Genomic DNA, 14,885 nt, shown 5'->3' with positions numbered 1-14,885 from the left:
TTCATCTTCACGCCCACCGGACTGGTTGAGGTTGCGTATTTGTAAATCTTTGTGGTAAACACCAGCCCATTTCTGCGTAGGGCAAAATAATTGGAGAGAGCCTGCTCAATGCCGCCACCTGCCTCTTTGATGGCATCAATCTGGGCTTTCCCAACCGTCTCTATATTTTTGACTGACTCTGCCGCGGCTGTCTGGACGTTATGTACCTGTGCCTTTGCCTCATTCAGCGTCTTGATCGCATCCTGTCCCAGCGCTTCAAACATTCCTTCCAACACCGTTGATTCATTTTCACTCGGTATTCCGTCTCCTCTGGCACTTCCGTCTATGCAAAGATTGAACGGAAATGAAGATACTACGTCATCACCGCTGGCAAACTCTATTATGCATATAGCAACGCCAGATTCCGCAAGCATCTGATTCGTCAGAGAAAAAACCACTGAATTCTCCATTATATTGCCATCGATATACACAACTTTTTTCGACGGCTTTACTACCCAGACACGTGCTGTAGCACCTGCAGGTATATCCCAGTCAACTACCGTACACTCTATTTCCCTGCCAGTGTCTCCCTGCATTGTATAGACAGCCAGAGGCATAGTCCGCTTATGTAATACACTAATCTCAATTTTTTTTACTGCTTTCATATTTCACCTCAACAATCTTGTATCCATATGGTTGATTTATAATATTATGATCTACACTGGGCCAATTGCGATCCATACTAATATTGTTTCTGTTGTGTTCGTCCTTGTCACGTAAGCGTCAAAACCATCATTTGAATTATTTGAAGCGCCAGTTCCTAAAACATTAGTGCCGGGAACGGATGTTACCGGAGTAACCACAACACATGGCTGCCCTGCGAAGGCCCTCGGAAATTGCACATGCTTCATTGTCGGGGTATTTGCGACTGGTTTAATACTGACACGGCCGTATTGAATTGACATCCCTTTTAAAGTGGAATCAAATTCACCATTGAACATTTCCTTCAATGTTTTTACCTTTGTTCTTCCAGTCTTCGGATCACCTGTAGTTGGAGCCGTTTCAATGAGCAGATCATCTGTATCATTTATGGTCGTTAAAAGAGGGAACGATTTTATAAGCACACCATCAACTTCCGTCGTTGCATCAAGTCCTGCCATATTTTATACCTCCTGATCCACTAAAAAATTATCGCTTATAAATCTTTCTATGTCGTTAACTTTTGCCATTATCTCTTCATCTATCAAGACAAAGTTCCCTTTATTATTTTGGCTGATAAGTCTTCCCCTATCGTTGACCTCTGAAAAAGTAAAAGCAATCCTCATCCCTTCACCAGTTGTAAGTTTTGTGAAACTTGTTAATTTCTTCATCCTGCATATCCTCCAAACCTTCATAATATTCTTTCACCATAGTAGCTGCTTGTGCTTCGTAATCAATCTCTTCTGCATTAGATGGTATTAACTCATCGTCTGAAAACGCTTCCAGTCTTTCAAGCTCAAACCCCAATTGCTTTATTTTAATTTCCCACGCGAACTTAACATTAGGGGTTCCTTTTACCACAAAATAGGATAATGTTTTGCTTTCCACCCATATATCGCCTTTGCATTCTTTCTGCAAAAACACTTGATAGCACGCCTCTGTATTTACTGTTTCGGAAAAGATATCATCTAAAAATATATAGCACTCGCCTTTATCGTCTATGCACCCTTCCCCTATGTCACCAAACATGGGAGCTGGCATTTCATAGCAGTACAATTTCACATCACCATAATTTCGGGTCCCCGCAATTCTGCTTTTAGTCCCGCTGCATGAAAGTGAACCTGTCGAATATATATTATTTGTTAAAGAAACTAATGTCTTACCAGTGGATGCATTAATTGTTGCTATATAACCATAGTCAAGCATTGTGCCTACTCTTGCATAAGCCTTTCGTGTAAAGTCATTGGTACCGCCTTCATCATTGTAAACAAATACTGAGCCTTGTGCTATTTCACAAGATGTAGATTTTCCACCGGAAGTATATGTTTCTTTTATCACAGGATAATTTGTACACCCTTTGTTATTGTATCCAACCAACAAATTATCGTTATAGTTCAATCCCAGATTATCCATTTGAGCTATTTCGGCACCAGATGCATTTAAAATTTTCAACAAACCATTTTTATTGTCATTACCGCCTAATTTTATAGTCCCGCCATGCAGCCAGTCAAAATTTAATCCTATTGCTGTAATGGTGTTAAAAAGAGCATTTCCGTTTTTGTCAACGGCCCACGTAGCACCTCCGTCAAGAGAGGCGATTATTCCGTTGCTTGTCCAGTAACACGTGTAACTAGAATCTTCTATGGTAGGCTTATCGTGCATGTAATAAATGATACTCCCATCTTCCTGTTCTACAGGGGTGAGATACATGCCATATCCTTGACTTATTAGTTTTGTGATTTGCTGCAATACTGACTCGTAATTACCCAACTGTTTAATACTGTCCTTTTTGGCATTTACATACGCCTTTGCCGCTTCACTGGTATATTTGCTACTATTCCTAATTGTATCATTTGCGCTGTTTGATAAAGACGTATATCCAAATACATTAAACACAACGTCAGTAATAACCGTCATATATGTATTCCTTTTATCTCCTCTTGTAGATGTGATATAGGCCAGATCCATAAATTCAATTGTTGGGTCTGCCGTATGATCTCCAGAAAATTTTCTGAATCTGACACCGATCAGCTCGTTAGCGAGCCATGACACCACCTTTTTCTCTTCTCCCGTGATAAGTGGATTAGAAATTGATAGCACATATCCCTCGTTTCCTTCCATTATCTCATTGCTATTCTCGCTATTCTCATCTACAACAGTTTTTATGCCTGTTATTATGATGTCATCTGTTCCTACTTTCATATTGCTGAAAAAGTTATTTAAGTCATGTGCCTTATTCTTTTTCCCCCATACACTTAATATCTGTTTTCCGTTTGTGTCCAGGATGAACTTACGATCAGCACTCATTATTGGTGCTGTATATTTGCCAAAGTTATATGTTTGTATCTTAAGGAATCCATCCACATCAAATCTGGCATTCCCACAGGCTATCATAGCGATATAGCCTAAAATCTGGCGCTCAGTCATACCCTCAGGCTTAGTTTTCACTACAAAATCGTCATGCAGAAATGTACTGGAACCCATCATGAATCCTTTGCGTTCACAGATGTCTCTATACATTTCTCCTATTGTGGCTGGGAACTTAAGCTTAGTTGCATAATCCTTATCCGCCTTATACATATCATCAACGGCTTCTACAATAATCGTACTCCCATAAGATTCGGGGGTAATTACGGTGTATGTGCCCTTGTTTACCGATTCTATGGTACCCGAAAGCTGTAATTTCAAGGTTAAATGTATTTCAGCCATAAGGAAATCATAGTCTGCGAACTGTTCCTTATCATTTATGATTTCGAGCTGTATACTCTTTGCTATTGCCGCACCAAGAGGAAGAGTGTTCATTCCGGCAGAATCAGTTATTGAATTATTTGACAATGCAAAATCTTTCGGACCTAAATTAATAGTCCTACCGTCGGTAAATAGAATATCGGCATATTGCAAAAAATCTCTGCGAATTTTCATTACTTCTCTAAATTCATTGCTTACATTGATCACTCTGGATTCACACTCCTGAAATTAATTTGTAACCCTTCCCAAATTTCAAATCCTTCTTCAAGGGTTTGCGCATCCATATTAAAATTAGAACAGTAAAATTCGCCATCCTGCCAGCGGCCCGGGATGCGCGGATTGGGGTAGTGAAATAACACACTACCTCTGCCAACACACTGGTTAAGGATATTTGCTATCTCCTCCCACCTAAGGTAATCCCAGACTATATCATAACCCCCAATTGTAAACATAGGAGTATTGTGCATAACGCCATCCTGCGATCTGTCACTGTCTTCTGTTGATGTGGTTGCAAAAACCGGACTAAATGTAGATGGGGCGGCAATTGCCACCCCGTTTATCCTAAATTGTTCCATGTTGCCCTCCTATACTAAATCAAATGGATTGACGCCGGATTGGGTCCGTCTCATTTTTGCTTCATCAATAACGAGTTCAAATAACGTCCTCCGCTGCACATCGGCTTTTACATTATAGGTTCTTGCGCCTGCATTTCCTCCCATTTCCCTGTACGCTTCTTTAAATGCTTTCTTCATGGTGGAAAGGGGTGAGACAACTTCTGTCTCTTTGTTGTTATCTCCCAAAATAGCGGCGAATTCACCGGCATGCCTTGGAACAACTGTACCGCTTGCCAAACGCGGCATAGTGTAGCTTCTGGGGCGGTAGGAATAACTGCTAAAGCTTAATCCAGACCCCATACCGGTTATAGAGCTAAAACTATACCTGATGCTGTTTATGATGCTGGATATCCTACTTGCTAAACTCGACGCTGCAGAAACAATCTGTTGGAACGGTCTGGTCACGATGCCGACAAGACTTGAAAATGTACTTTTGAATGATTGAGCGATCATTTTAAGCGGTGATATTGCTCCGCTCTGCATATTCTTCGCCCCATTTGTTACACTTTCTTTTATAGACTTCCATTTTGAATTTGTTTCACTTAAAGCCTGCTTCCACTGCTCTGCAATACCACTCTTTAGCTCTGTAATTTTGCTTTTAGACTCTTTCGCAAGTGAAGAAGCCGATTCGGAAACCGAAGCTTTTATACTCTGCCATTTGCTTGCCGTAATATCCCTTAACTCATTCCATTTCGTTGATGCAGACTCTTTTAAATTGCTTATCTTTTCCACGGCACCTGATTTCATACTTGACGCAATGTTTACGACTTTTTCCTTTGCCGCAGCCATTTTGTTCTGAGCAGATGTCTTTATCACCTCAAACGCTTCTCCTATATTTTTCTTTAACGTATCTATTTGCTTTATAGTTCCGTCTTTTAATTCTGTAGATTTCTGTACCACCCAGTCTTTTGCCGCTGTGAATTTAGGGGCTACAGATGAACTCCACCAGTTAGGAAGGTCTTCAGTAAAGAATTTCTTTACTTTGTCCCAGTTGCATATAACAGCAATAAGAGCCGCGATAGCAGCCACTATAATGATTCCCCAAGGGCCTGTTGTTGCCAATGCGCCACCAATCGCTTTTATTCCATTTCCGAGAATAGTTGAAACTGTTCCGAGTCCGCCCGAAAGAGCACCCATTATTTTTCCATCCTTAGCAAAAATCCCCGCTATTCCTTCCTTTCCGCCGAGGAATTTTGTTAAGAGAGTAATCGCTCCTCCGAGTTTTCCAGTGGCCTGTGTGCCGCCTAGTGCATAAGAAATATCTCCAATAAACCCTAGAATCTTTGCACCAATATTTACCGCAGCCAATATTCCGGCCACGACGGCTATAATCTTTCCTGGTGCGGTTTCTAATATTCCTGAAAGAAATCCACCAAATCCTTCAACCAGCACTGATTTTGCAAGTTTCCATATTCGGTCAAACACACCCTTCCAATCAATCGCGGCCAGCATGTCACCGATATTTCTGCCAAACTCTTCCCAATTCGTCTCCTGTACTGCTGTAATAAGGGTATCTAAAATTCCTTTTGCCGCATCGCTAAATGTAGCACCAACATCTGCCCAGTTCACTGTACGGAAAAAATTATTCAGACTTGCGGCAATCTTCTTTCCGACTTCTATCCACCTAATTTCCCCGATAAAGTTATGCAGCATGTTAAGTGCTCCAGTCAATGAAGAACCCATAAGTGCGCCAAACGTACCGAAGTCAATGTTGTGTATCATATTCATCAGGCAAGAGCCTATCTGACTTCCTATTTTTCCCCAATCCACGCCTGTGACAAACGTGTATAGGCTATTTAAAACACCCTGTAAGCCAATTCCCAATGCAGTGCCGAGCAATGGAAGGTCAACGCTTTCAGAAAGCCCCATAATGCAGTCTGCAAGTGCCTGTCCGATTTTATGCCAGTCTGCTGTTGTGACAAATCCATACAGCATATTGACTACCATCATGAACCCGGCCCCAATCATAAGCCCAAGCTTCTTCCAATTCACTGTATCAACAAGCCCATTAATTCCCTTCGCAAATGCCTTTCCGCATTCCATCCAATCTATTCCGGTAAACAGAAGATACAAGGTATTCACGAGTGTGTTGATTCCAGTTCCGAACATTCGCCCTATTGCTTCCCAGTTAATAGTCTTCACAAGGCTATTAAAAAGATCGCAAAATTTATTGATGAAGTTCGTGATAACTCCACCGCAGTTTTTCCAGTCAATAAAATCTGTTATCTTCTTAACCGCACCGTTGATTTTTTCTCCAAGGATACGCCCTATCTCCTCAAAATCACCTGATTTGATAAGGTCTTTCAATCGTTTTACAAAATCCTGGATCGCATTATCTATCGGCACTGTTTCAAACATGTCCTCTGGCTTTAGCCCAGTATCGGGTGTACTGATCCCGCTGTCATTACCGCTGTTTTTAGATGTATCAGTGATCTTCTTTTGGATTTTGTTGATCTCGTCAATGGGGGAGAGATAGCCTTCTGCCTCGTCCGCTGCGTCTTTCAGCGCATCAGACTGGTCATTGATAGAATTTGTAGCCTTATCCGCGTTCTTTGCTGTCTCCCCGTAAGTGTCGGCGAAGTCCTGCTGTACTGCCTTTGCCCTTGTGAAACTGTTTTTTCCGGTAAGCGCCGCGATAAACATTCCAACATATGTTATAGCCTGTGACAAAAGATTGATAAATTTTGTCAATATAGGAGCAACTGCGCTTATAAGTGGTGCAAATGCCGTAGCGACACTATTTTTTAGGCGTGTTAATGCAGATAGCAGCATGGACAAACTCTTATTTGTCTCATCAGAATACTGAGACAGGCTTACAAGCCCCTCCTTTATTGCCGTGGTGATTCCATACAGGACTTTAAAAACTGTGCTGTACATGATAGACATTCCCAGCATCCTGCCCATACCGAATTTATTCGATTCTTTGTTCGTCCTATGTAATATACTTGCAAGCTTCTTAAATCCAGTAGAAACACCATTAACAGCGCCGCGCACGCCACGCAGCATAAGAGATTTACTAAGAGTAAACGCATGGAACGTCAGCTTATTTACGCGTTTAGCCAAACCGCCAAGTGCTACTGCCAAAGTTTTTCCAGTCTTTGAAGAACGCTTCTGCGCATTGCTGGTACTATTAAGACTTTTCTTATACTCCTTTTCAGCAGATCTTGCTTTTTGAAGTTTTTGGTATACGCTGTCGTATTCTTTGTCTCCAAGCCCTAGCCCCTGGCCTGATAGTCGTTTCAACTCCAGTTCGTAATATCTGGTTTCCTCTGTTAGGTTTCTAGTCTTGGCTCTGAGGGATTCCAATTCAGTCTCCATGCTGTCCAGTTTACCGCCGTAAGCCATATCATTAAGATTCTTCTTATACTCCCTAATCTGTCCATTTATGTTCTGCAACTCAATATATACGTCCTGATACTCGTCACTGTTATCGAAATATTTTCCAGCTTTTTCAAGTTCTTTCAGTTGCCGTTTATAATCCTCCGCTTTTGCTTTTAGGTTGTCTATTGCGCTGGATGCTTTATTTGCATAGTTTTCTATATACTCTATAGCCTTAGGATCATATCCGCCTTTTCCAGACCATTCTATACTTTTGGGGAGTTCACCTTCTTTGATATCGTCAGCACGGTCTATATGGATATCGTTTAAATCTTCTGCCTGCTTTTTTGCCTTTTTTTCCGCGTTTTCTAACTCTTTTATTCCATTAGTAGCCTCTTTTGCACTGCCGCCGGCACTTTTAAACCCTTCTGACATGGATGCAGAGAGCGCGTCTATTGATGCGCGCAGCTTGTCACATGACAGTACCAGGCTTTTGAGTATGTCCTTTATATTATCTGCCCCAGCTTTTACGCCATCTGTATCAATCGACGAATCAATGATAATGGAACCATCTTCCAATCCTGTCACCCCCCCTGCTATCCAAGCATTTTATTCAGCTTGTCCCGTTCTTCCTGCTCTTCCTTTGAGAGCCGTTTGTCCAGATCACATAATTTACGGTTTTCGTTATAAAATTTCTTCTCCCATTTTTCCATCTTAGACTTGCTGTTTTTTTTCTGTCGGATATTTATTACCTGTAAAAATGTACCGTCTGGTATTTCCATAAAATACCCCAGGAACGTCCACCAGTGCATATATTTCATTGCCCTTACGTCATGCCCGATCATTTTATTTACAGATGGAAATATCAAAGGAGCGTCTTGTTCCCAGTCCATAATGCGCGGTTTAGGCTTGTTATCCCCTTCAGTTCCCGCGTCGATAAATTCCACGCCTTTTTGTATAGCTTCTGTAACCTCTTCTTGTGACAGCGGTTTCCCATTGGACAGAACATATATTGTCCCCATATTTTCAACAATTTCAATGTCGGTATAGAGTATGTCAATCATTGTCAGAATCTTGTCTGTGTCATTTAACTCAGGGTCATTAAAAGCTCTAAGAATATCAACGATTTCACGAAAATCCGTGCGTATCTTATGCTCTTTGCCACAAACGATTAAAGATTTTGGAAGTTCCCATACATCCATTAGTTATGGTACTTCCTTGTGTATTTATTTACCTTTGTATTCGCTCTGTTCACCCTGATTTTGCTTTCTTTTTCGACCAAACCTGCAATCCGTTCCAAAACTTCATAGGCATATACATTCCCATTAGCCAACATGGACAATGGCGCCACTCTGCTGAACAAAGAAGTGCTGGTATCTTCGTTCAGCAGATACGACATTTTTTCTACAATCCCTTTGTCTGCATCAACAATAAATTTTTCTGCATCTTCTCCCTCTTTCAGATCCAGATTGTTAAAAAATGTAACTACATCATCATACCGGCTTAAGATACCAGTATCGGACGGATTCCAAAAGAATTCCCCCATCGGCCGTCTGTGTTCATCTTTGATCACATATTTTTTCGTTCCGGTATTAATAATCAGTTCTTCTTCATTTCTATTCGCTATCTGCGAATTTGGTTTCACTAATTTATTGCTCATACTCTAACTCCTTTTCTGTCCCAATTAAAAGTTCCTTATTACTCAACGATTCAAAATATGCTTATTTAACTGCATTCAGTAGCGTTCATGCTTCATTACTGGACCCTGCTGTAAATCTCTTAGTGCTTAAATCAAATTTACCTTCCACACGATTTCCGGCATTATATACAGTGAATGGGATCTGCACTCCTGTTGTATCACCGCCTACAGAATCAGGGATTACGTACACATCTTCACGCCACGCCTTAAGGACTGAACCGTCAGCCTTCAGCAGTACATCTACCTGTGAGGTCTTACATGCATCCCCCTTCTTCCTGTTCATTGCTATATCCATGATTTTTTCTGATAAATTATCATCGTATGAGTAATAATAGGGCGAAACCTCTGAACTTACCTCATATCCAGAATGCTGTACGCTCTGGCTTCCTAATATATTTTTTTTCGTTTCGACTTCTGGGTTAAGCTCCTCGTTAAATTCTTCCAGATCATCCCCCAGCCTAACATAAGTGCTCGCTGCATAAGTTGTGTCAAAAGCAGCATCAATAAAGTGTGCAAGGTACTGTCTTTCAGCTTTCATATTGTCATTCTCCTTTACTCAAAATAATTATTTTCGTATTGCACGGTTATATAAACAACCCAGTCGCAGATGCCATCATCATAATTGTTTGCATTGTATGATGGTGTGGTTCGGCGAATTGAATTTATCTTGCGGCCCCCTATTTCTGGGTACCCATTCAGCTTATAATGCTGTCCAGATACGGTTATATCTTGCCGTTCTAACCATTCTCCCAGCTTATCAAGCTTTTCTTTTACGCTGATCCGCGATCGCTCAGACGTTGTTGCAGTACGATAGAGCACATAAAACGGATACTGGCAGGTCTGCCGCACCTCACCTATAATTGTCTTTTTTTCTATTTCTATTACCGCTCCTGATACTGGATACCATGCCACTCCCGAATCATCACTGATAAATGAAAAAACAACTTCTTCCTCTTCTGTCCATCCGGGGAACCGGTTTATCAGTTCATCTATAGCCTTTGTCATCACTGCGGAGCCGCCAGTGTCATATTTTATACCTGCCATACTCTTACTCCTTTATGGCGTTCTGCGCCTGCTCAATCCAACTCTTAAGGTCTTTCTTCTTTGCTGGGAGGAACCATTCTTTCTGCACATCGGGATTAGCTAATTTATTAAAATCCAACTCACGCTCTGTCGCCTTAAGTTTTGTCCCCTTTTTATATCTCAAGCCAACTCCAGGTATATTCATAGGACCTTTTCCGGTTTTTGCATCAACCATGACTTTTCCCATATATAGATATCGGCCTTCCGGTCCTGCACCAGCATAGACGGTTCCTGTACCTTGGACAGCGGCACTTTTTGCAACAGTGCGTTGTATAAAGTCCCCGGTAACTTTTGGCATAAAAGGTATCATACTTTGCATTATGGCACCATCAAGCGCGTACTGTGCACGGCGCATAGCTTTTTCAGCTCCGCCCATGTCAAGTTTGATCTTGACGCCCATTTCCTCTATAGAGAACCCCTTGAAATGCTTTCGTGCCATCTACTCACCACCGATCTCGAAGTGTGGGATAAGGCTGTATTTCCCCACAGTGTTAATTTTAAACACATTATCATATTTAGATTTCATATAGGATAACAGGCCATTCGTATAAATGCTTTCATCCTCAACAATCACTTTCTCAGCGTATTCGCCATCAATAAAGAAGTCACATCCCTCGTTGAATGTGATTGAGGTTGCTTTTTCCTCATCTGACTGCGTATTCCACTCTTTCGGCAGCATGTACGGTTTTCCGACCACCAGTACCTTTCCGCCTACAGATATATACTGGATATGCAGGTTAGCCTTATTCGCTTCTGCCAGCCCAGTTTTGACCATACCAGCACCCTTGTCTATGATAAGGTATACGCCATCAATGACAGTCGGGAACCAAACAAAGCCATTCTTTTCGCTGCCACTACGATTAAATACAGTAATCGTTCTATTGTACATGGGAACCACCTCACATCACATCAGCTTTTGAAAATGCTACAAATATTTTTGGAAGCTGAGCGGCCATCCAGTCAACCATCTCTTCATTCTTCGCCCATCCTTCTTTACATATGAAAGTATTATCGGAAAGCCCACTTTCTTCAATAAAGGCATGGATGATTTCATGTCGCGCTACTTTCTTTTCGTAAACCTCAAGATTCTTGACTGAACCTAATTCTGGTTCATGAACACAGATCACAAGTTCTTTACTGGTTTTGTCACAATACCCATCATTTTCTTTTAATCCTTCGTCCTCATCTCTCTTACGGAAAAATAGACTATATTTTGTCCCTAAAACATTAATTTTACAATCCTGCATATAGTAGCAACTCTCCTTTATCATCTTTGACACCAGTTAGATATTCCTTCACCGTGTCATATTCCAATCGCCTACGGGCTTTCATATCTTTCACTGCTGTAGTTATGGTACTGGTTGTTGTACCTTGTCCCACAGCATAATGTATAGACTCGCTCCCGGATGACACGGCGGTTATCTGCTTTCCTATCACCGTTCCGTCCTCTTTGTTGATAATACCAGTAGATTCCTCTGCCTTTCTATCTTCTGCTTCTATCCGGTAAAACAATTCAGCCAGGGCGCATACTGCTTTCTGCACCCTGGCTGCCACTCTTTCATTAGTCGGAAGTCCATCTATCAACCGGTTGAATGTAAAAATGTCAATCTCATCACAAGACCGTTGGCAAAATTTTTCAAAGGCCTCTTCTGGGATTGCGTCTCCAAAATAGCGTGTTGTGTAAAATTCGTATGTGGTATACATAACGTCACCTCTTATCCATTGGACTTAATCATACCCATGCGGATGTTCTTCTCCTTGTAAGCCAAAGACCAGTTTGTCTTTGTCCCGAGTTCTACATTGGTTGGGGACTCCTTTTTAATTTTTGTTGCGGCAATAGAAAATCCATTTGGATGCATGACATACCCCTGCTTCGTATACAGTTTGCGGATGCCCGCTTTTGTCTCTGGGTCGTAGTCTGCGTAGTATGGGTCTTCATAGTTGGTCTTATCACAGGTAAGTATAGAGCCGGAGCCAATCATATAAGTCTTATATACCGGCGCGGAACCAGAAGTATCTACTGTAAACCGATCAGACACTACCGGGATGAAGCCTCCGATCGTCGGCATTTCCACATCACCAGCCAGAGCATTCGGCACAGTATATTTGTTGTAATCCACAAGCCCCATAGCCTTGTATCTGGCATACATATAAGAGTGCAGGAACAAAAGTCCCATATTCTCTGCAGAATCCCCGATTGCTTTCTGCTGTGCGTAAATAAGCGTAGTCTCATCTACTTTATTTGCCTCCGCAGGGTCCCCTTCTACAGCCGAGATATCTGTGATATGATTCGCCATCCCGTCAAGGCTTAACACAGCATCCACAATAGACATCAGGTCTTTAGCTCTCACCTGACGATAGTATCCGGACACACTGTTCGCGACATGTGTCATAGGGTCCGCTCCAGTCAGTTCTTTTGTAAAATCCTGTGCCTTCCATGCTTTCATCCTCTGGATCAACATACAGGTCTGTTTGCTTCCAGTAATCTCGGACGGGGTGTTGTCCGTTTCTCCATCATTGTTCAGCGCCGGGTCCCCTTCGGCATCAATCGGCACATAGAAAGGCAGTGTTGCCACATTTCCCTTGTCACCGATCAAATCCATAATCGTATTATCCTGTACCAAAATACCGGATGCTAAAATTCTGTCATTCCATGTAGGCTGTTCTGTCATATATTCGGAGAATACCTCCGGGTCAAATACAAAACCTCCAAATGTTCCAGTCATTGCCATAACTTATTTCCTCCTATTTTCATTTTCTCATTGCTTCGTACAGTTCCGGGTCACTCTGTTTCAATTTAGTACGTTCGTCTAGGGACAGCTTCCTGAAATCATCTTTTGTCATGCCGCCATTTCCAGTACCGGTGAACTTAGTAGTGAATTTTGCCTTATTCTGTTCAGCCTTCTGCTGTCCCTCATCCACGACAATATTCGGGATCTGGTTCCCGTCTTTGTCTGTGATAAGTCCTTTGAAGATATCTTCAATAGATTTTCCTTTTGCGGTATCCTTGTCCAGTTCTTCCATGAGTTTCTCCCTGATACTGTCTGCGGTCAGGGAGTTCACGAATTTCTTGTCTCCCATGAATGTGTCTACTGTCTTCTCCAATGCCCTGCGTGACTCTTCGGCAGCACGCTCTTCCTTCTCTTTCTGCAAGTCTGCTGTTAGGGTTTTAACCTGGTTTTGCAAGTCTTCCACATCCACCTTCTCAAAATCTTCAAGTTTTCCCTGCACGTCCTCAAGAGACTGTTTGTATTCGTCCCTTTTGGCTGCCGCCTTCTCGAATTCAGCCTTTGTCCGGTAATTTTCTTTCCATGCCTTGTCGAATCCATCCTTCTTGCCTTCCGGGATCTCAATTCCGAACTCTTTCATGATTTCATAAATGTTTTTCATTTTCCTTGCCTCCTGAAATGATTTTATTGACCGTTCTTTCTGCGGTTGGATTCTGCCGGATTGACCCCCGGCCAGGTAACGCGTGTGAGGGGAATCGAACCCCATGTATGTTCCCGAAGAACCACACGCACCTCTTATGTAGATTTGTTATTGTATCTATCCACAGCCGCTCTGGCCTTCATCTCCTCTGGAGGCCCCCACTTTGCAATATGCAACCTTTCCTGCAAAGGTTTTATATTATGCATATCACAAAAATTCTTATATTTAGCATTCTGTCTTTTAAGGGTGGCAGCTATATGGTCATATTCTTGTTGTAACTCATACTTCAACTTTTCATCCCCTGTGCTCTCAATTGCCGTTCGCAAACCAAGCAACTCTTGCTTTGTTTTACGGATATTACGTTCCATTTCTCTCATGTGCTTGTTAATATCCTCAATCTTCTTGTTTGCTTCGGAATCAATGTCACCATATGGATTATGAATGCCGTCTCCAGGTCCGAAAGAATGGCGGCAATTTGCACCGCACAATCCAGTTACGGAACCATATCCTGTTGAAGTGCGAAAATCAGGAAACCTTTTATCCTGACCAGTACGGCTAAAAAATTTCCCCTGCCACCAATAATGATTACCTGGGTTTTCCCCGCCATCTCCAGTACGTGCCCCATAATGTGCGCTTGTGAGTATAATGTCCCACTCCATTTCCTCCATGCGCGCAATCTGTATATCTCCTGTGGCCTGCGCCACACCTGTTCTTACTGCCCTTGCAACTGCTGTCTCTATGTAGTCCTCATGACCGGATGGATACACAATTTTCACGCCAGTTTTCGACACATTATCAACTGCTTCTCTCACCGCTCCCGATAACGGTTGTACATTTCGAGTGACCTTCTCATACGCCATATCACATTCCTCAATAAACGTCTGCTGTGCGGCATTGACGGTTGTCCGTGTAAGGTTCCGCAGTTCCCCATTAGTAGCTTCATAATTTCTTTGCATAAGCCTAATCAGGTGTGGCGCTTGTTTTAGTGGCGTAGGGGACAGTCCAGCAGCTTTATACACTTCATTATCATACTCAATAGCTTTTATACCTGCCTCTTCCATCCTGTTTTTGACCTCATTATATTGGATTCTGAGATGGCTTGATATCTCCTTCTGGATATCCTCTAGCAGGTATCCTGACTCCTGAATTGTTTCTATCTGCCATCTATCAATTGGAGTGAAAAGATAATCCTCTCTCCTTTCCAGTCTCCTGACCATACGAGAGATGATAAGGATTATAATCTTCTGGTGTAATTTACTGGCATTCTCTTCTGCCCCTTCTGTTATCTGCCTTAAATAATCCGGTGACAGCATAAG

Annotated in this window: 17 protein-coding genes; all 17 read right to left on the bottom strand. The window is 42.1% G+C overall.

Annotated elements, in window-relative coordinates:
• On the bottom strand, positions 1–644 hold a 644-nt coding region (locus MUB35_RS03700; protein ID WP_244805807.1), incomplete at its 3' end, for a hypothetical protein.
• Positions 645–695: 51 nt separating this feature from the next.
• A complete protein-coding gene (locus tag MUB35_RS03695) occupies positions 696–1,139 on the bottom strand; it encodes a gp53-like domain-containing protein (protein ID WP_243108099.1) in 444 nt (147 codons plus the stop codon).
• A gap of 3 nt (positions 1,140–1,142) precedes the next feature.
• Positions 1,143–1,349, bottom strand: a complete 207-nt coding sequence (locus tag MUB35_RS03690) for a hypothetical protein (RefSeq protein WP_118593928.1) — start codon at positions 1,347–1,349, stop codon at positions 1,143–1,145.
• Positions 1,309–3,633, bottom strand: coding sequence for a hypothetical protein (locus MUB35_RS03685; protein WP_118593929.1), 2,325 nt, complete (start codon positions 3,631–3,633; stop codon positions 1,309–1,311). Before MUB35_RS03685 ends, MUB35_RS03690 begins: the two co-directional genes overlap by 41 nt.
• Entirely contained in the window at positions 3,630–4,001 is a 372-nt protein-coding gene (locus tag MUB35_RS03680) for a hypothetical protein (RefSeq protein ID WP_118593930.1), read from the bottom strand. Before MUB35_RS03680 ends, MUB35_RS03685 begins: the two co-directional genes overlap by 4 nt.
• 9 nt (positions 4,002–4,010) lie before the next feature.
• The gene (locus tag MUB35_RS03675) at positions 4,011–7,937 is read right to left on the bottom strand and encodes an apolipoprotein A1/A4/E domain-containing protein (protein WP_118593931.1); all 3,927 of its coding nucleotides are present in this window, start codon (positions 7,935–7,937) and stop codon (positions 4,011–4,013) included.
• Positions 7,938–7,954: 17 nt separating this feature from the next.
• On the bottom strand, positions 7,955–8,560 hold the full coding sequence (locus tag MUB35_RS03670) for a Gp15 family bacteriophage protein (protein WP_118593932.1): 606 nt from the start codon (positions 8,558–8,560) through the stop codon (positions 7,955–7,957).
• A complete protein-coding gene (locus tag MUB35_RS03665) occupies positions 8,560–9,018 on the bottom strand; it encodes a hypothetical protein (RefSeq protein WP_118593933.1) in 459 nt (152 codons plus the stop codon). Before MUB35_RS03665 ends, MUB35_RS03670 begins: the two co-directional genes overlap by 1 nt.
• An 85-nt stretch (positions 9,019–9,103) precedes the next feature.
• Positions 9,104–9,595: a hypothetical protein gene (locus tag MUB35_RS03660; protein WP_227212002.1), complete on the bottom strand. Its 492-nt coding sequence runs from the start codon at positions 9,593–9,595 to the stop codon at positions 9,104–9,106.
• Positions 9,596–9,609: 14 nt separating this feature from the next.
• The gene (locus MUB35_RS03655) at positions 9,610–10,101 is read right to left on the bottom strand and encodes a hypothetical protein (protein WP_244805806.1); all 492 of its coding nucleotides are present in this window, start codon (positions 10,099–10,101) and stop codon (positions 9,610–9,612) included.
• 4 nt (positions 10,102–10,105) lie between these two features.
• Positions 10,106–10,579, bottom strand: a complete 474-nt coding sequence (locus MUB35_RS03650; RefSeq protein WP_244805805.1) for a minor capsid protein — start codon at positions 10,577–10,579, stop codon at positions 10,106–10,108.
• Positions 10,580–11,029 (bottom strand): hypothetical protein, encoded by a 450-nt coding sequence (locus MUB35_RS03645; protein WP_033143964.1) that lies wholly within the window; start codon positions 11,027–11,029, stop codon positions 10,580–10,582.
• A 10-nt stretch (positions 11,030–11,039) separates the two neighbouring features.
• A complete protein-coding gene (locus MUB35_RS03640) occupies positions 11,040–11,387 on the bottom strand; it encodes a hypothetical protein (protein ID WP_033143965.1) in 348 nt (115 codons plus the stop codon).
• On the bottom strand, positions 11,374–11,844 hold the full coding sequence (locus MUB35_RS03635; RefSeq protein WP_244805804.1) for a hypothetical protein: 471 nt from the start codon (positions 11,842–11,844) through the stop codon (positions 11,374–11,376). The genes MUB35_RS03640 and MUB35_RS03635 overlap by 14 nt, the downstream gene beginning before the upstream one ends.
• A gap of 11 nt (positions 11,845–11,855) precedes the next feature.
• Complete coding sequence (locus MUB35_RS03630; RefSeq protein WP_244805803.1) at positions 11,856–12,872, bottom strand: hypothetical protein; 1,017 nt, start codon at positions 12,870–12,872, stop codon at positions 11,856–11,858.
• A 19-nt stretch (positions 12,873–12,891) separates the two neighbouring features.
• Complete coding sequence (locus MUB35_RS03625) at positions 12,892–13,530, bottom strand: phage scaffolding protein (protein ID WP_244783696.1); 639 nt, start codon at positions 13,528–13,530, stop codon at positions 12,892–12,894.
• Positions 13,531–13,664: 134 nt separating this feature from the next.
• On the bottom strand, positions 13,665–14,882 hold the full coding sequence (locus tag MUB35_RS03620) for a phage minor capsid protein (protein WP_033143968.1): 1,218 nt from the start codon (positions 14,880–14,882) through the stop codon (positions 13,665–13,667).
• Between the last annotated feature and the right edge of the window lie 3 nt (positions 14,883–14,885).

The sequence above is a fragment of the Blautia sp. NSJ-175 genome, assembly GCF_022867815.1.
Taxonomy (GTDB): domain Bacteria; phylum Bacillota; class Clostridia; order Lachnospirales; family Lachnospiraceae; genus Blautia; species Blautia celeris.
This window is presented reverse-complemented; position numbering and strand designations above follow the sequence as displayed.